Annotated in this window: 16 protein-coding genes and 1 other annotated feature; of the genes, 6 read left to right on the forward strand and 10 right to left on the reverse strand. The window is 37.6% G+C overall.

The window, feature by feature from the left end; all coding sequences use genetic code 11:
* Positions 1 to 8 precede the first annotated feature (8 nt).
* The 5 genes from EK386_RS01740 to EK386_RS01760 form a co-directional block, all read right to left on the reverse strand.
* Entirely contained in the window at positions 9 to 1,217 is a 1,209-nt protein-coding gene (locus EK386_RS01740) for an IS91 family transposase (RefSeq protein ID WP_126657297.1), read from the reverse strand.
* Between the two features lie 118 nt (positions 1,218 to 1,335).
* On the reverse strand, positions 1,336 to 3,741 hold the full coding sequence (gene pheT, locus EK386_RS01745) for a phenylalanine--tRNA ligase subunit beta (protein WP_126657298.1): 2,406 nt from the start codon (positions 3,739 to 3,741) through the stop codon (positions 1,336 to 1,338).
* A gap of 12 nt (positions 3,742 to 3,753) precedes the next feature.
* The gene (gene pheS / locus EK386_RS01750; protein ID WP_126657299.1) at positions 3,754 to 4,791 is read right to left on the reverse strand and encodes a phenylalanine--tRNA ligase subunit alpha; all 1,038 of its coding nucleotides are present in this window, start codon (positions 4,789 to 4,791) and stop codon (positions 3,754 to 3,756) included.
* 186 nt (positions 4,792 to 4,977) lie between these two features.
* Positions 4,978 to 5,206: a binding site (T-box leader), on the reverse strand.
* A 68-nt stretch (positions 5,207 to 5,274) separates the two neighbouring features.
* Entirely contained in the window at positions 5,275 to 6,036 is a 762-nt protein-coding gene (locus tag EK386_RS01755) for a TrmH family RNA methyltransferase (protein WP_126657300.1), read from the reverse strand.
* An 86-nt stretch (positions 6,037 to 6,122) separates the two neighbouring features.
* On the reverse strand, positions 6,123 to 7,226 hold the full coding sequence (locus EK386_RS01760; RefSeq protein WP_126657301.1) for a cysteine desulfurase family protein: 1,104 nt from the start codon (positions 7,224 to 7,226) through the stop codon (positions 6,123 to 6,125).
* A 155-nt stretch (positions 7,227 to 7,381) separates the two neighbouring features.
* On the opposite strand from EK386_RS01760, the gene nadB reads away from it, so the two are divergent.
* From nadB to sspI, 4 genes are all read left to right on the forward strand, one after another.
* On the forward strand, positions 7,382 to 8,968 hold the full coding sequence (nadB, locus tag EK386_RS01765) for an L-aspartate oxidase (protein WP_126657302.1): 1,587 nt from the start codon (positions 7,382 to 7,384) through the stop codon (positions 8,966 to 8,968).
* The gene (gene nadC, locus EK386_RS01770; RefSeq protein ID WP_126657303.1) at positions 8,925 to 9,776 is read left to right on the forward strand and encodes a carboxylating nicotinate-nucleotide diphosphorylase; all 852 of its coding nucleotides are present in this window, start codon (positions 8,925 to 8,927) and stop codon (positions 9,774 to 9,776) included. The genes nadB and nadC overlap by 44 nt, the downstream gene beginning before the upstream one ends.
* The gene (gene nadA / locus EK386_RS01775; protein WP_126657304.1) at positions 9,773 to 10,876 is read left to right on the forward strand and encodes a quinolinate synthase NadA; all 1,104 of its coding nucleotides are present in this window, start codon (positions 9,773 to 9,775) and stop codon (positions 10,874 to 10,876) included. The genes nadC and nadA overlap by 4 nt, the downstream gene beginning before the upstream one ends.
* Before the next feature lie 352 nt (positions 10,877 to 11,228).
* Positions 11,229 to 11,438, forward strand: coding sequence for a small acid-soluble spore protein SspI (gene sspI / locus EK386_RS01780; RefSeq protein ID WP_126657305.1), 210 nt, complete (start codon positions 11,229 to 11,231; stop codon positions 11,436 to 11,438).
* Positions 11,439 to 11,671: 233 nt separating this feature from the next.
* On the opposite strand, the gene EK386_RS01790 is transcribed toward sspI, so the two are convergent.
* Complete coding sequence (locus tag EK386_RS01790; protein ID WP_342774234.1) at positions 11,672 to 12,106, reverse strand: MarR family winged helix-turn-helix transcriptional regulator; 435 nt, start codon at positions 12,104 to 12,106, stop codon at positions 11,672 to 11,674.
* A gap of 130 nt (positions 12,107 to 12,236) precedes the next feature.
* Here EK386_RS01790 and EK386_RS01795 point away from each other — a divergent pair, with 130 nt between their 5' ends.
* The gene (locus EK386_RS01795) at positions 12,237 to 12,758 is read left to right on the forward strand and encodes a CarD family transcriptional regulator (RefSeq protein WP_126657308.1); all 522 of its coding nucleotides are present in this window, start codon (positions 12,237 to 12,239) and stop codon (positions 12,756 to 12,758) included.
* A 214-nt stretch (positions 12,759 to 12,972) separates the two neighbouring features.
* On the opposite strand, the gene argF is transcribed toward EK386_RS01795, so the two are convergent.
* The 3 genes from argF to EK386_RS01810 form a co-directional block, all read right to left on the reverse strand.
* Positions 12,973 to 13,938 (reverse strand): ornithine carbamoyltransferase, encoded by a 966-nt coding sequence (gene argF / locus EK386_RS01800; RefSeq protein WP_126657309.1) that lies wholly within the window; start codon positions 13,936 to 13,938, stop codon positions 12,973 to 12,975.
* Between the two features lie 349 nt (positions 13,939 to 14,287).
* Positions 14,288 to 15,376, reverse strand: coding sequence for a M42 family metallopeptidase (locus tag EK386_RS01805; RefSeq protein WP_126657310.1), 1,089 nt, complete (start codon positions 15,374 to 15,376; stop codon positions 14,288 to 14,290).
* 62 nt (positions 15,377 to 15,438) lie between these two features.
* The gene (locus EK386_RS01810) at positions 15,439 to 15,921 is read right to left on the reverse strand and encodes a dUTP diphosphatase (protein ID WP_126657311.1); all 483 of its coding nucleotides are present in this window, start codon (positions 15,919 to 15,921) and stop codon (positions 15,439 to 15,441) included.
* A gap of 95 nt (positions 15,922 to 16,016) precedes the next feature.
* On the opposite strand from EK386_RS01810, the gene EK386_RS01815 reads away from it, so the two are divergent.
* Positions 16,017 to 16,412, forward strand: coding sequence for a sigma-w pathway protein ysdB (locus EK386_RS01815; RefSeq protein ID WP_126657312.1), 396 nt, complete (start codon positions 16,017 to 16,019; stop codon positions 16,410 to 16,412).
* Between the two features lie 665 nt (positions 16,413 to 17,077).
* Here EK386_RS01815 and EK386_RS01820 read toward each other — a convergent pair.
* A complete protein-coding gene (locus tag EK386_RS01820) occupies positions 17,078 to 17,347 on the reverse strand; it encodes a DUF1294 domain-containing protein (RefSeq protein WP_126657313.1) in 270 nt (89 codons plus the stop codon).
* Positions 17,348 to 17,404: the final 57 nt, after the last annotated feature.

The following is a 17,404-nucleotide window of genomic DNA, read 5'->3' on the forward strand; positions in this document are numbered from 1 at the left end:
TCTTCTCCTTACGTTTTATAGATGGACTTTGCGTCTTGCATATAATGATACAGGAGTCCGTGATCGGCATGCCATACTTCTACTAAATCCATCTTCCGATGGCAATGGGAACACCAAAATGGATCTTTTTCAAACGCTTCTATCATTCGTTCTCGATAGGATTTTTTTCTTTTTGGCATTTTTTGAAGACATAATGAGAGTTGTTTTGTTCGAACAAACTCATAGAGATTCATTGCCTGACTAGCTTTTTCATAACTTCTTCTACTGTATAACCCAAAACGTCCAACCATACGAAAATGCTTGGGCGGGATGTGTTGGATTAGATTATAGAGAAAACGATAAATCGATTGTTTTTTCACAATTCTTTTTCCTGTTTGATGATCTTCATACCAAAATGTCACATGTTCACGATCATAACCTAGAATACGATACTCGGCTATAGCTGGGCGTGCCAAATAGCGACCAATATATTTCGCCGCTCCTTTCGCATTTTTCATTTTTTTCTCTGCATTTACATAAAACCCTTTTGGATAGCGTCTATATAAATCATCAATTAGTGCCTTTACTTTTAGGTTATCTGGAAACCATTTCTTCATTGAATCCATGACAATCTTCTGCCATGATTTGCGTAAATATTCATAAGATATGTATTCTAATGGACGCCATTCACGATGACAATCCATTGCCCCTTCCGTTATCAACACATGAATATGGGGATTAAACTTTAAATCTCGTCCAAATGTATGGATAACTGTAATAATTCCAGGTGTTAATTGAAGTTTCTTATTACGTCTTTGAAAGTAATACTCAAAAACTTCGGCAACTAACTGACTTAGTTCGTTCAGTTTTTTTCGGTCTTGGAAAAAGACTTGACGAAGTTCTTCAGGAATCGTAAAAACCATATGGCGATGAGGGACATTAAAAACAAGCTCCTGTTGTTTCTCTGACCACTCGTCTGTATATTTCTTCCCACACTTATTACAGAATCGACTTTTACATGAGAAGTAGATGAATACTGGCTTCGTCTCACCTGGACACCCTAGACATTCATAACGAATATGTCCTAAATCAGGTGACCCACATCGCATCGCCTTTAACACGATTTCTTCAATATCTTTCTGGTAAGCTGCTGGAAAAAGATTATGGTGGAGTTTCCAAAACCCATCAAAATGATCTTTTAGTATTCGTCTAATAATACCTCGATGATTAAATTGCATATCCAACAGCTCCCTTCGATACTATTTTACTAGGAAAAGTTATCCACAGGGCGGAATTTTATAATTTCCTAAACAAAAAAAAATCCACGTCCAATGATGAACGTGGATTTTAAATCTATTAACGAACTTCTGCGCCTGCTTCAGTTAAAGCTTTTAATACTTTTTCATGGGCATTGACTACTTCTTCATCTGTTAGAGTGCGCTCTGGATCGAAGTATGTTAGTGAGAAGGCAACGGATTTTTTACCTGGTGCCATTTTCTCCCCTTCATAAACGTCGAATACTTTTACATCCTTCAACAGTTTTGTGCCCGACTGACGAATAAGTTCAACAATCTCGCCAGCTGGTTTTACTCGATCAAGCTCAAGTGCAATATCACGAGTCATTGCTGGGAAACGTGGTACTGGACTATAAACAAGGGCTTCAACCGATGCAGTTAAAATGGCATTTAAGTTTAATTCTGCAACGAATGTCTCTTTTAAATCAAGATTTTTACGTTCTGCTGGATGTAAGCCACCGATAAGCCCAATTTTCTCACCATCTAAGTACACAAATGCAGTTTGGCCAGGATGTAAACCATCAACTGCCGCTTTTTCATAGGATACGCGGTTTGTTAAGCCTAATTTTTCGAATAACCCTTCTACAATGCCTTTTACAATAAAGAAATCGGCAGTTACTTTTTCACCTTGCCATGCATTGTCTACCCATTTACCAGTTACAACGACAGCCACGTGTTCTTCTTCGTAAGGAAGGTCTTCTGCTGTTTTTCCTAAGAATACAGAACCAATTTCATATAATGCCACTGTTTCAGCATTACGCGCTACATTGTAACTTGCTGATTCGATTAAATGTGGAAGTAAGCTTTGACGTAATGTTGAGCGTTCTTCACTCATTGGCATTAATAATTTTGTTGTTTCTTCTGCTTTTAACGCATATTTTTGAGATAATTCAGCAGAAGTTAATGAGTAAGTTACAGCTTGGTAAAGTCCTGCACCTTCTAGGAAATTGCGTGCCACTCGACGTTTTGCTTGGTAAGGTGTTAAGCCACCTACTTGATCATTTCCTTCTGGTAACGTCATTGGAATTTCGTCGTATCCATAAAGACGTGCAATTTCTTCTACGATATCTTCTTCAATTTTAATATCTTGACGACGTGTTGGCGCATCGATAATTAGTAATCCATTGGCAGCTTCTACATCGAATTTTAAACGATTTAAAATGGAAAGCATATCTTCTAGGGAAATTTTCATTCCAAGACGTGCATTAATGAAGTCCGGTGAAACGACTACGCGAGCAGGTGTTTTATCTAAATCATCTACAAGCACCGTACCATCTAATACTTCGCCACCTGCAAGCTCAGCTAATAATTGTGCCGCGCGTTCAGCTGCGACAAGAACACGATTTGGATCTACCCCTTTTTCAAAACGAGCAGATGAATCCGAACGTAATCCTAATTCTTTTGATGTACGACGAACGGATAACCCTTCAAAGTAAGCTGATTCAATAACTACTGTTGTTGTGCTTTCTGTTACTTCTGAGTTTGCACCACCCATGACACCCGCAACTGCAACTGGTTCTACCCCATTTGTGATAACTAAGTTATGAGCTTTTAAAGTGCGTTCTTGATCGTCTAATGTCACGATGTTTTCGCCTTCATTGGCTAAACGAACAACGATTTCTTTTGTTTTTAATGAATCATAATCAAATGCATGAAGCGGTTGACCGTACTCCATTAAAATATAGTTTGTAATATCGACTACATTGTTGTGTGGACGAACACCAGCTGCCATTAAATAATGTTGTAGCCAAAGTGGTGATTGTGCGATTTTTACGTTTTTCACAACTTTTGCTGCATATAATGGATTTTCTTTCGCTTCTACACGCAAGTTTAAATAATCTGCTGCTTTTTCATAAGATGTTTCATAGTTTATCTCTGGTAACTTCACATCACGTGAAAGAATTGCCCCAACTTCATAAGCTACCCCTAACATGGAAAGGGCGTCTGAGCGGTTTGGTGTTAAGCCTAGTTCTAATACTGTATCACGTAAACCAACAAGCTCTAATGCGTCACTTCCTGGAACAGCATCTTCAGGTAATACATAAATTCCGTCTGCATATGCTTTTGGAACGACTCTACCTTCTATACCTAACTCTTGAAGCGAACAAATCATCCCGTTCGATTCTTGGCCACGCATTTTGGCTTTTTTAATTTTAATGCCACCTGGAAGACGAGCTCCTGGTAAAGCAACGATTACTTTTTGACCAGCATCCACGTTAGGCGCACCACAAATAATTTGGCGTACATCCCCTTCGCCTACTTCTACCTGACACACATTTAATTTATCTGCATCTGGATGTTTTTCTTTTGATACGACATAACCCACTACGACATTTGTCATACCTTGTGCGCGGTCGATTACTGCATCTACTTCAATCCCTGAACGGGTAATTTTTTCTGCTAATTCTTCATGTGTTAAACCATCAATATCTACATATTGTTTTAACCAATTTAATGATACTAACATATTTGTGACCCCCTACTCTTCTGTTCTGTGGAATTGAGATAAGAAACGAGTATCATTTGTATAGAAATGACGAATATCATCCACTCCATATTTCAGCATTGCGATACGTTCTGCACCGATTCCAAATGCGAAACCTGATAATTTTTTCGAATCATAGCCAGCCATTTCAAGTACGTTTGGATGGACCATACCCGCACCTAAAATTTCAATCCAACCTGTTTGTTTACATACGTTACAGCCAGATCCACCACATTTGTGACAAGAAACGTCTACTTCAACGGATGGCTCTGTGAATGGGAAGAAACTTGGGCGTAAACGGATTTCACGCTCTTCGCCAAACATTCTTTTTGCTAATGCATCAAGAGTTCCTTTTAGATCACTCATGCGAATGTTTTCGCCAATAACTAATCCTTCAATTTGCATAAATTGGTGTGAGTGAGTTGCATCATCATTATCACGACGGAATACTTTCCCTGGGCAAATGATACGAATTGGTTCACCTTTTTTCGCTTCCATAGTACGCGCTTGTACTGGTGAAGTGTGTGTACGAAGAAGTGTTTCTTCTGTAATGTAGAACGTATCTTGCATATCACGAGCTGGGTGACCTTTTGGCAAGTTTAATGCTTCGAAGTTGTAGTAATCCTTTTCAACTTCAGGACCTTCTGCGATTTCATAACCCATCGATAAAAATAAATCTTCAATTTCCTCAACTACTCGCGTTAATGGGTGACGATTTCCTGTACGAATTTTACGTCCTGGTAAAGTTACATCAATGGATTCTTTTTCTAATTGCTCTTGGATTGCTTGTTGTTCAAGCTCTGCTGTACGCGCTTCTAATTGAGCCGTTACGTTTTCGCGAACTGTGTTTACAAGGGCCCCCATTTTCGGACGCTCTTCTGGAGATAATTTCCCCATGCCTTTTAATAAATCTGTAATTGGCCCTTTTTTCCCTAAATAGGCAACACGAACGTCATTTAATTCTTTTAAATTGGAAGCTGCAGCAAGTTTCGCTAACGCTTCTTGTTCTAATTGCTTTAATTGTTGTTCCACGTTTATTCCTCCTTCAACTATTTTGCATTGTTTGGGTTTTTGTTGGGTTTTATGTGCGATTTTTTGATGTTTATGTGCGAATTAGTTCCCTTTATGTGCGGTTTTCGCCTCGTTATGTGCGTTTCTGACAACTTTATGTGCGAATTTCACACAACTCCCAATGCATACAAAAAACCCCGCCCCTAAAAAAGGGACGAGGACTAATTTCGCGGTACCACCCTAGTTATTGCAAAAAAGCAATCACTTCATTAACATAACGACTAATTTAGCCGGCATTCCTTTCACTACTTAGATCCCGGAAGCTGCTTGCGGGGTGAACTTCAATATTTGCGAACAGTACATAAGCTTGCAGTCTAAGGCTTATGCTCCCTAAAAAGTCGCTGTTATATTTACTCTTCCCGCTCAACGCATTTCATTTTATAGATTTCTAAATCCTCCATTATTTTACGTCAAATCGACTAATGTTTCAAGTTATGAGCGAATTTAACGCACTAATTGATATAACAGGATTCCTGTAGCAACTGCCACATTTAAAGATTCTGCTTGCCCGAATATCGGAATAATCACATTTTGATCGGTTTTATTGAGAAGTTGTGGATGAATCCCACTGCCTTCATTTCCAACAATTAGAGCGAATTTATCTGAATGCTCGATTTCTGTATAGACCACTGCTTCCTCAAGGGCTGTGCCATATACTTTCACGCCATCTTCTTTTAAGTCTTCAATCCATTCCATTAACTCACCGCGTACGATTGGAATGTGAAAGTGAGAGCCTTGTGCTGAACGCAATGTTTTCGGATTATATGCATCGGCACATCCTTTCCCAAGGACTACTGCATCAATTCCTGCTGCATCTGCTGTACGAATCATTGTTCCGATGTTTCCTGGATCTTGAACCGCATCCACAAGTAATAGCTTGCGCCAATTGTATTGCTCATCTCTTGGTACTTCAAGTTGTTTACAATGAGCAAATACGCCTTGTGAGTTTTCAGTTTCTGCAATTTCTTTTGCAATCGCCGCTGTCACTTCGACCATTTCGACATTATCGATAGCCCATAATAAAGGTAAATCGACCCCTTCACGGACAATGATTTGTATGATTTGCTCTTTATTTTTTAACGCTTCTTCTACTAAATGGAAGCCTTCAACAAGAAATTCTCCTGTTTTTTCACGCTCTTTTCTTGTTGTTACGAGTTTTTTCCAATGTTTCACTAATGCATTTTGTATTGATTCAATTCGTTTCATGTTGCTTTGTACCGCCCTTTTCATTCATTTCTATTGCCAATTCTACATGAAAAGTGGAACAGTGTAAAAATTTATTGATGAATGCTTTAATCTATGGCAATTTTCGTAAGATGTGCACCCAATTTTCCAATCTGTTCTTTCGTTGTATCAACCCCAAAAGAAATTCGGAAAAATTGACGAGCTTTTGTCAAATCATACCCCATTGCCATAATCGCTTTCGTGCCAGACGCGCTATTGATATCGCATGCACTGCCTGTTGAAATACAAATATTCTCTTCATTTAAACTGAGCATCACAAATTGGCCTTCCACACCCTTCATACATAAACCACAAATGCTCGGTAGTTGGCTTTCACTTGGTGCTTCGATGAACTCAATGGCTGGACTTTTAATACTCGCCTTTAGATTGTTTCGTAATGACCAGTATTTCTCTAAATTGTATTCATACTGCTCAACTGCAACAGTCATGGCAATAATCGCTGGCGTATCCACTGTCCCCCCACGTATCCCTTTTTCATGGGTTACCCCTGGAAAGACTGGAACAATTCTTTTGCGCGGGTTGAGGTAAATGGCTCCACACCCTTTTGGACCACCTACTTTATGTGCTGATATCGTAATCGCATCTACATTGTTCGAAAAAGCATCAATCGGCAATTTACAAAAAGACTGAACACAATCAACATGATACGGAATCCCGTGAAGCTTTGCGATGTTCGCTATTTGCTCTACTGGTTGGATGGATCCAATTTCTGAATTGACATGTTGAATGGAAATGAGGACTGTATCTTCTCGAATCGCTTCTGTTAATCCCTCTAAATCTATTAAGCCATTTTCAGTAAATGAAAGCTTTGTTATTTCAAATCCTTCTCGCTCTAACGTATTCATCGCTGCATGTACACTTGTATGTTCTGCTGCTGACGTGATGATATGCTTACCCTTTCCCGCTCGTGCTAATGACAAAATCGCAATGATATTTCCTTCCGTACCGCTACCTGTAAAGTAAATACCGTCCCGATTTACTCCCATTTTGCTCGCAATAACGCTTCTTGCATGTTCGAGTAAAAGATGCGCCTTCCCGCCTGCATCATGCAAACTCGATGTATTGCCAAACAATTCTTTTGCAGCACTGCTATAAGCATCAATGGCGGCATCTGTCATTGGTGTTGTTGCTGCATAATCTAAATAAATCATATGTCGAATTCCTTTCATTTCATCTGAATTTTTATAAAGCCAAACCTCTATATTCCACAATGATTTCTTATCATTTAGTAGTAAAATCAGTACTTGTTTTCTATTTCATTTTATGTAAATATAGGTGTCAAGACAACTGTAAAGAAGGGAACTTTATGAAAATCGAAACTGATGTCGTCATTATCGGAAGTGGTGTTGCAGCCTTACAAGCAGCTCGAATATTGGCACCATCCTTTGCTGTTCATATTGTTACAAAAGCAGACATTACACATGGTAGCTCTTATAAAGCACAGGGTGGGATTGCAGCGGTAACAAGTGAACATGACAATACCTCGCTACACATTCAAGACACGTTGGATGCAGGTGAACATCATCATGCCGTTGACAATGTCAATTCATTAGTGGAGCAAGGAAAAGAAGCCATTGCTCATCTCATTCAGGATCACTTTCAGGTGGACCGAAATGAAAACGGTGAAATTTCTCTAGGTTTAGAGGGTGCACACCGGTATCCACGAATTATCCACTCAGGGGGAGATGCAACCGGGAAAGCTTTGATCGACTATTTGATTGAGCAACTACCCAAAAAAGTTGTCATCCACCAACACGAGCTTGCCTATGAACTTCTTTTAAATTCTTTAGGGGAATGCATTGGAGTAAAAACAATGACGGATACAGACATCAATACGTATTTTGCTTCCTATGTCATTTTAGCTACTGGTGGTGCTGGAGCGCTATATGCTTCTACATCAAACTGTCCGGATAGTTATGGTGATGGCATTGCATTAGCGTTTTTAGCCGGTGCAAAATTAGCCGATATGGAATTTGTTCAATTCCATCCAAGTTTACTTTACATTAATGGAAAAGCGAGAGGCCTTGTATCAGAAGCGGTGCGCGGAGCTGGTGGATATTTTACAGATGCCAATGGTCGCAAATTAATGGAAGGCATTCATCCCCTTGGAGATTTAGCACCAAGACATATTACAGCCTACGAAATGTATAAAGAGCGTGCAAAAGGCAATGAAGTTTACCTGGATATTTCAAACATTAGCGAATTCAACAAGAAGTTCCCGACCATTACAACATTATGCGAAAAACATGGTATCAACCTATCTGAAGGACGTATTCCAATCGCACCAGGAAGTCACTTTTTAATGGGTGGGATCGTAGCGGATGCTTACGGACGCACGAGCATTCCACGATTATTGGCAGTAGGAGAAGTTGCTTGCACAGGCGTACACGGAGCAAATCGATTAGCGAGCAATTCTTTATTAGAAGGAATTACGTTTGGCAAATTAATGGCTGAAAACCTTTTGAAAAATGGAACAAAACAAAAAAACGATCAGATCGTCTATAACCATAAAAAGCCAAAAAATTATGGGCTACTTTCCCCTTCTACTCTACAAAAAGAAATGCTAGCACATGCCGGTATTTTAAGAGACGATGAAGGATTAAATACTTTAATAAAAGCTTTACCAACTTTTGAACAATTACAATCAATCAACTTTAGCCAACTAACTCGTGCGGAAATTGAACTTTATTTTATGCACATTACAGCTTTATTAATTGCCAATGCCGCCCTTACTAGACAAGAATCTCGAGGTGCTCATATTCGAAAAGACTACCCGGAGAAATCCAACGAATGGCAAAATAAGTGGGTTGTGTTTGAAAACGGAAAAATGAATGTGAGGGAAGGATTATATGAACAAAATCAAATTACAAACTATGTTACAGCAGTTTTTTAACGAAGACATTGGGGATGGCGATCTATCCAGCGAATTGTTATTTTCTCCAACTGAGCAAGGCTTGTTCACTTTTTATGCGAAAGAAGATGGGGTTTTCTGTGGCGTAGAAATCATTGAAACTGGTTTTTCAATCATTGACTCTACGTTAAAAACGACGATTTTCAAACAAGATGGCGAGAAACTAGCAAAAGGCGAGAAAATTGCTACAATCGAAGGAAATTTACGTAGTTTATTAACGGGTGAACGTGTTGTATTAAATTTAGTCCAACGCATGAGTGGGATTGCAACAAATGCCTCGCAAGCAGTCGCTTTAACAGTAGGGACAAAGGCAAAAATCTGTGATACTCGTAAAACAATCCCAGGTTTAAGAATGCTAGATAAATATGCGGTTCGATCTGGTGGTGCCTTTAATCATCGCAGCGGTTTGTATGATTGCATTATGTTGAAGGATAACCATATTTCCTTTGCCGGCAGTATTACACAGGCAGTACAAAAAGCGAAGTCAAAAATTGGCCATACCGTGAAGATCGAAGTTGAAATCGAAACAAAAGACCAACTTGTAGAAGCAATCGAAGCTGGAGCAGATATCATCATGTTCGATAATCGTACACCAGATGAAATTCATGAATGGTTACCTCTTGTGCCAGCCCATGTGACAACAGAAGCATCAGGTGGCATTACGTTAGAAAATTTACGCGGATATGCAGAATCAGGTGTCCAATGGATTTCTTTAGGGGCTATAACCCATTCTGTAAAAGCGTTAGATATTAGTGCATTAGTAGAAATGAAGGGAGAAATGGTAAGATGACAATTGCAAGTTTTATACAGCCTCAAGGAATGTTACCAGATCACTACCGCAATTTAGAGCGTACAGAAATGGAAAATCGTATTCGTGAAATTAAAGGAAAATTAGGTGATAAGTTATTTATTCCTTGTCATCATTATCAAAAGGATGAAGTTGTCCAATTTGCAGATAGCATCGGGGACTCCCTTCAACTAGCACAAGTAGCAGCGGCCAATAAAAAAGCTGAACATATTGTTTTTTGCGGTGTACACTTTATGGCTGAAACGGCAGATATGCTAACGACAGATGATCAAGTCGTGTATTTACCAGACATGCGTGCTGGTTGCTCGATGGCCGACATGGCGGATATTTATCAAACGGAAGAAGCATGGGTGGAGCTACAAAAGCTATTTGGCGATACACTCATTCCTTTAACTTACGTAAACTCCACTGCAGCCATTAAAGCATTTACAGGGCGTAATGGTGGCGCATGTGTTACATCGTCTAATGCGAAGAAAATGGTGGAATGGGCATTCACACAAAAGGAACGGTTATTCTTCCTACCTGATCAACATTTAGGACGCAATACTGCTTATGAATTAGGTATTCCACTTGAACAAATGGCCATCTGGAATCCGATTATTGGCAAACTCGAATATGAAGGAAACGTAGAGGATATTAAAGTTGTTCTATGGAAAGGACACTGCTCCGTACATGAAGGCTTTACAACGACCAACGTAAAAGAAGTACGTGAAAAATATCCAAATATGACAATCATCGTTCATCCGGAATGTAGCCGAGAAGTAGTAGAAGTTTCTGACATGAATGGTTCAACAAAATTTATAGTCGATACAATCAACGCTGCTCCTAGTGGTTCTGCTTGGGCAATCGGAACAGAAATGAATCTAGTGAAACGGATCATTGCTGAGCACCCTGACAAACATATTATTTCATTAAATGAAAATATGTGTCCTTGCCTAACAATGAATCGTATTGATCTACCGCACCTTTTATGGGCATTAGAATTAATTGAAAATGGTGATGAAGGGAATATTATTAAAGTAACACCTGAAGTTACCGAAGAAGCCATTTTATCACTAAATCGAATGCTATCATTGGCATAAATCTGGTCTTTATAACGTCTACTTCCATTGAAAAATTGGCTTATCAATCTACTCTTTCCTTAAAAGAAGGGTAGATTTTTTTATTACTGAAATGTTTAGCTGAGGGATTTGCTATTTGAGGATTTGGGCATGAAGGACAGTTTGTCGAGTTTTTTCTTCGTTTTGTCCTTCATCGAGCTTATGAAAGACAGTTCACTAGTTCTTTCCGCAGTTCTGTCCTTCATCAAGCATATGAGGTCTTATTCAAACAAATTTTTTGGACATCTCTCCTTTTATTCAACCAATTAATAATATTTACTACGTATAGTTTGAAGGTGTTGAGACACACTACTCAATGAGGAGGAGATTATATATGAATTTTCAAATTAGAGATGCAATTGCTTCAAACGTAAAAGGCGACAGTGCCAGTGAGTTTCGAGATACTGTACAAGATGCCATTTCACGAGGAGATGAACATTTACTTCCAGGTTTAGGTGTGTTTTTAGAAGCTTGGTGGAAATCATCTTCAACTGAAGAACAAGAAGCATTTACGCAAAAACTGTCCAAAGCATATATGAATTAATCGTAAAAAGCTGGCAAATTAAATCCCCTTTGCCAGCATTCTCATTTTATCCCGCATTAACGGGCAGTAATTTATCTGTACCGAAAGCTTTAGCGACAGGTACAAGACTCCCACCTCAAAGCTTAAGTAAAACAATAAGGATAGGTGGGAGATTAACTGCTAGCATGCGCCCGATTGGTTCAACTAACAATCCGTGGTGGATGAAGAAAACCCCCACGGATTGAAGTTTCACTTTATAAACCCCAGTCTAAATTTAATATTTCTTTAATTTTCACCAGTTGTTCGTGACCAACCTGATCGGAAATCTTTCTCTCCAGATCTTTTTTCAAACTGATATATTTTTCAATACATTTTTCACCAAGATCAGTTAATTGAATGCATTTATCCCGTTTGTTATTGCCATTCGTTACTTCTACTAATCCTTTTGCTTCAAGCTTTTTAATAAATTTATGTATTGCTTGTCTTGACATATTTACCGTTTTTGCAAGAGCTGCAGTTGTTGGTTGATGCCCATATAATTTCGTCATGATGTACCACTCAGAATTGGAAATTGAAACATCACTTAGTTCATTCCATTTTTCCTCAAGCGCTTTTCGTATTGCCACATGTCGTCCACTTATTAAGTCAAACAAATCTAAATACGTATATTGTGAATTCAAAGATTTCACCTCAATTATAGAATCGAGAACAGTATACAAAAAACTGTGTAAATCGTCAACTAAGTTGACAATTTTCTGAAATTAACATATAATTAATAATAGTCAACCAAGTTGACAATTTGAATATGGGAGGCAATTTATGTTTAATATTGGCGATAAAATTATTTATTCATCTCATGGATTGTGTTGTATTGATGATATTACGGAAAAGACCTTTTCAGGGGTTACAAAAACGTACTATGTCTTACATCCGCTTGATAATGAGAAGTTACAAATTAATGCTCCGATTGATAACAAATCGATTTCAATGTTGGAAGTAATGAATAAAGAAGAAGCTGAAGAAATATTATTTTTATTTACATTACCTGGTATTGAATGGATTGATAAAAGTCACCAACGTATTCAAATTTATAACAGTATTGTAAAAAAAGGAAATCGAAAAGAGATTGCAAAAATTATAAATACATTGATGATCAAGAAACATGAACTTGAAAGCGAAGGAAAAAAATTTCCTGAATTCGATCGAAAATTATTGATCACAATCCAACATATATTATTTAACGAATTAGCTCTTTCTTTAAAAACAACAATTGATACCATTCATCAAAGAGTAGAAAAACTGCTACATATTTATGATGAAGCGGTAACAATCGAAAGTTAAGTGAACCGATTTCACATCTAAATTACCTTAAACTTATTGAATAAGCAAAAAAGCAACCTAGCGTCTCCCAGGTTGCTTTTTCTATGTAGCGATGTGTCTTTCCATCTTGAAATTGACATCGCGTAAATCATTTACAGCGAGTCCCCCATAAATGATTATTTTATTTCTAAAGTAAAAGGACACCACCCGCACCCATTTACTCCTTTAAAACGGTTTAAGCTAAAATTGAAACTAATACTGCCTTCTGTGCATGTAAACGATTTTCAGCTTGCTCAAAGATATAAGAATTCGGGCCATCAATAACAGATGTAGCCACTTCTTCTTCACGGTGAGCTGGTAAGCAATGTAAGAACATGTAATCTGATTTTGCATGAGCTACTAATTGATCATTGATTTGATAATCTTTGAAGTCTACTAAACGTTTTGCAGATTCTTCTTCTTGCCCCATACTAGTCCATACGTCTGCATAAACAGCATCTGCATTTTTCACAGCTGCAATTGGATCGTGTGTTACTGTTACAATGCTGCCATTTTCTTTTGCAATCTTTTGTGCTTTTGCAATAATTTCTGCGTTTGGCTCATATCCTACTGGTGTTGCAACGGCAATATCCGCCCCGACATGCGCAGCTGCTACTACTAGTGAATGCGCTACGTTATTTCCATCTCCAACGTATGCAATTTTTAAGCCTTTTAGTTCCCCTTTGTTTTCAGCGATTGTCTCTAAATCTGCTAAAGCTTGGCAAGGATGATAAAGATCCGTTAAACCATTGATCACAGGAATAGAAGCATGTTCAGCTAATTCTTTCACCATTTCATGAGAGTTAGCACGAATCATAATTGCATCTAAATAACCTGATAAAACGTGACCTGTATCCGAAATCGGTTCTCCACGGCCAATTTGCATATCTCGGGAATGCATAAACATCGCTTTACCACCAAGTTGATTCATTCCAACTTCAAATGAAATACGTGTACGTGTCGAGTGCTTTTCGAAAATCATGCCAAGTGTTTTACCTTCTAGTAATCTTGGGCATCTTCCAGCTTTTGTAATTGTTTTTAATTGTGTTGATAATTTGATTAAGTCTTGAACTTCTTCACTTGTATAATCAAGTAGCGTCAATAGGTCTTTGCCTTTTAAGCTCGACACTAACTTTAACTGAACCTCTTCTAACAATTTCATTTTTTTTGCGCCCCTTATTCGTTTGATGTTGACTTCATTATACATATGTATATTTATTAAATCAAGTGTATTTTTATTATTTTTCAAACTTTTTCTAATAAATTAAATATACATTCCATTCGCCTATTATTATGTGAAATATTCAAGTAATATGAAACGTCACTATTATAAATATTCGAAATTCAGATTAAAAATAAATTTTACTTTAAATGTCATTATCAAGTTTATGCACTGTAGACTCATTTTGACAATACAAAAGCCCATGCACTCTTTTTTACATCTACAATCTCTAGGGGTAAAACCGCGCAAAAAAAAGGAAGAAAAATTTATTTTCTCCCTCTGATCAAAACTAATCAAAAATAATTTTATTCACTGTGTCTCGGTCTAATTTTTTAATAACCTCAACAATAAGCTTCACTGTATTTTCATAATCATCTCTGTGCAGGATGGATGCATGGGAATGAATGTAACGTGTTGCGATTCCGACTGCCATTGCAGGTACTCCATTTGCGACTAAGTGAATCGAGCCTGCATCAGTACCGCCACCCGGAGTTGAGTCAAATTGATATGGAATATTATGTTCTTCGGCAATATCCACAACAAAATCGCGAAGCCCCTTATGCCCCACCATCGATGCGTCATAAATAATAATTTGTGGACCTTCCCCCAGCTTTGAAGTGGATTCTTTTGGTGTAATGCCAGGCGTATCACCTGCAACCCCAACATCTAATGCAAATCCGATATCTGGCTTAATTTTAAATGTGGATGTTTTCGCTCCACGAAGGCCTACCTCTTCTTGAACGTTTCCGACACCATATACAATGTTAGGGTGTTTTGTATCTTTTAATGCTTTGAATACATCAATGGCAATGGCACAACCAATACGGTTATCCCATGCCTTTGCAAGAAGCATTTTTTCATTTTTCATAACGTTAAACTCGAAATATGGTGTAATCATATCTCCTGGGCGAATTCCCCATTCTGTTGCTTCTTCTTTTGAAGTAGCACCAATATCAATGAACAACTCTTTCATATCCATTACTTTTTTACGTGCTTCAGCAGTTAAGATATGTGGTGGTTTTGAACCGATGACCCCGATGATTTCTTCACCTTTATGTGTCGTTATTGTTACGCGTTGAGAAAGCATTACATGACTCCACCAACCACCAACTGTTTGAAACTTAATGAAACCTTTGTCATCAATTTGCGATACGATAAATCCAACTTCATCAAGGTGCCCCGCAATCATAATTTTCGGACCGTTTTCATCGCCTACTTTTTTAGCAATTAAACTCCCTAGGTTATCGTACTCGATTTCATCTGCTAACGGCTCAATGTATTTTTTCATCACGAGTCTTGGCGCACGCTCATTCCCAGCAATTCCGTTTGCATCGGTTAATTCCTTTAACATTTTTAATGTTTGATCTAATTCAGCCATGTTTTGCCCTCCTCAATGCTATTTACCTTATTATACCTTTATTATTTCGGTTTATGAAATAATTAGTATCCTGTTCGTTGGCGTTCATAGTTTTTTTCATTTTTTTCAATATATGCGCCTATCACATCATCTAATGTAAAATCTAAATTGTAGGCTAACACACCGTAATATTGCCAAACCTCCCGATAATCATTCTCTGTAGGATGTTGGATGAACGTTAAAATGGCTTCTTGCGTACGCAAAAACCAATCTGTTAAATCTTCCTGCATCTTGATTTCTGGCCATGATTCAAGTGTAAGTCCCTTTTCATTTCCTAATGATAATAAAAAGTGAATTGAATCGACAAACTCTTCTAATATAACTGCTCTCTCAGAAGGTCCTTTAGTACTCCAAAATTTAAAACATCTCGTTTCATTTGCTAATTCGGCTAACTCAATCATTAATGCTAGCCCTTTTTCTTTAAACACATCCCGATTCACATTTTGTGTTTGTTCAATAAATGCGTCCAATTGTCTTTGCATTTCAAAAAGCTCTTTAAATTCCATAAAAATATCCCTCAATTTCTTTATAAAAAATGAAACTTATCTTACTCTCTAATCGTATAGGAGACTATAATGTTTTTACAAGGGGGACTTTTTGCGTGGCTCTTCTATTATTTCGCTTTTTAATTATTGCGCTCATTATTTATATATTCTATAAAGGGGTTCGCTATCTGACGGATCCTAAACGAAAATTAGATGAAGCATATGAAAATGGTCAATATTATTTTTATGATGATGTAAAAAATGTTCGTAAAAACTTTTTCATTTCATATAAAGGTGCTTTATTTGAAGGTGAGAAATATTTAGGAACAACGGAACATGCATTTGAAGTTGTATCAATTTTTGTTTGGGTACATGATACGATGAAGCTTCAGGGACTAACGAAAGAGGATTTTTTATATTTAGAAAAGGAAATCCAAATGAGCTATCCTAAAGCAAAAATTAATTGGAAAAATCCGATTGAACAGTTAATGAAAAATGAATCGAATAATTAATTTAAAACGAACAAATTAAGGATTGTCTAACATTGCATGAACTATGCATAGTAGACAATCCTTTTTATTTTCACTTTATTAGATAATAAAAGATTTTTTATAGTAATTGGTTATTTGTACAAGGAACTTTTCAATTTTTCCATATTTATAGATAGAAATGGAGGTGAATGTAAATGAGTAAAAGAAGAAACTGTGGTTGTAACAACGGTAGAGTAATGGGCGACTTCGATCAAAACAGAAGGCGTTGTGACAACGACCGCGTAATGGGCGACTTCGGTCGAAACAGAAAACATCGTAACAATGACCGTGTGATGGGCGACTTCGATCGAAACAGAAAACATCGTAACAATGACCGCGTGATGGGCGACTTCGATCGAAACAGAAAACATCGTGACAATGACCGCGTGATGGGGGATTTTGACAGAGGTCGTAATTCACGTGACAATAACCCTGGAAGAAACTGCACTAAATGCACAATTGAAATTGTTAACCCTAGCAATATTGGTGGGTGTTGTAATCTAGGTACGCGTTGTGGGAATTGCAGAAGACGCTACTAATTTGTGTTTATACACAATGGATGAAATAACATCTATCTTAAATCATCTACTATATTAGTAATTATAGAACATGATGCGTGCTATTTGACATAGCACGCATTTTTCTTATTAAAAAATAGCGAATGCTCTCACAATAATAAAAATATGAAGTGCTGCAAGTAATGGAAATCCAAATGCAAAAGAATTATGTCTTGTTTTATGTCGGAATAAATACATTCCTAACACACCTCCGCATGCTCCTCCTAAAATCGCCATTGTAAATAAAGATTTTTCTGAAATGCGCCATTCATGGTTCTTGGCGCGGGACTTATCGATATACATAAAAATGCAAAGAATGATTGACATAATTGCGATATATACTAGTAATGCTAATTCCACAAGATCCCCCTTTTCCTATCTCTTTTGTATGCAAAAAAGCTGATAGGGACTCCCTAC

Origin of the sequence: Lysinibacillus antri, assembly GCF_003977595.1 — a bacterium.
Lineage (GTDB): Bacteria > Bacillota > Bacilli > Bacillales_A > Planococcaceae > Ureibacillus > Ureibacillus antri.

Bases quoted from the DNA above. Each gene is read 5' to 3' on its own strand.
- EK386_RS01760 (WP_126657301.1), bottom strand. From the start codon at position 7,226: ATGATTTATTTAGATTATGCAGCAACAACACCAATGACAGATGCCGCC.
- EK386_RS01740 (WP_126657297.1), bottom strand. From the start codon at position 1,217: ATGCAATTTAATCATCGAGGTATTATTAGACGAATACTAAAAGATCAT.
- nadA (WP_126657304.1), top strand. From the start codon at position 9,773: ATGACAATTGCAAGTTTTATACAGCCTCAAGGAATGTTACCAGATCAC.
- argF (WP_126657309.1), bottom strand. From the start codon at position 13,938: ATGAAATTGTTAGAAGAGGTTCAGTTAAAGTTAGTGTCGAGCTTAAAA.
- nadC (WP_126657303.1), top strand. From the start codon at position 8,925: ATGAACAAAATCAAATTACAAACTATGTTACAGCAGTTTTTTAACGAA.
- pheT (WP_126657298.1), bottom strand. From the start codon at position 3,741: ATGTTAGTATCATTAAATTGGTTAAAACAATATGTAGATATTGATGGT.
- nadB (WP_126657302.1), top strand. From the start codon at position 7,382: ATGAAAATCGAAACTGATGTCGTCATTATCGGAAGTGGTGTTGCAGCC.
- EK386_RS01795 (WP_126657308.1), top strand. From the start codon at position 12,237: ATGTTTAATATTGGCGATAAAATTATTTATTCATCTCATGGATTGTGT.
- EK386_RS01810 (WP_126657311.1), bottom strand. From the start codon at position 15,921: ATGGAATTTAAAGAGCTTTTTGAAATGCAAAGACAATTGGACGCATTT.
- EK386_RS01805 (WP_126657310.1), bottom strand. From the start codon at position 15,376: ATGGCTGAATTAGATCAAACATTAAAAATGTTAAAGGAATTAACCGAT.
- EK386_RS01755 (WP_126657300.1), bottom strand. From the start codon at position 6,036: ATGAAACGAATTGAATCAATACAAAATGCATTAGTGAAACATTGGAAA.
- sspI (WP_126657305.1), top strand. From the start codon at position 11,229: ATGAATTTTCAAATTAGAGATGCAATTGCTTCAAACGTAAAAGGCGAC.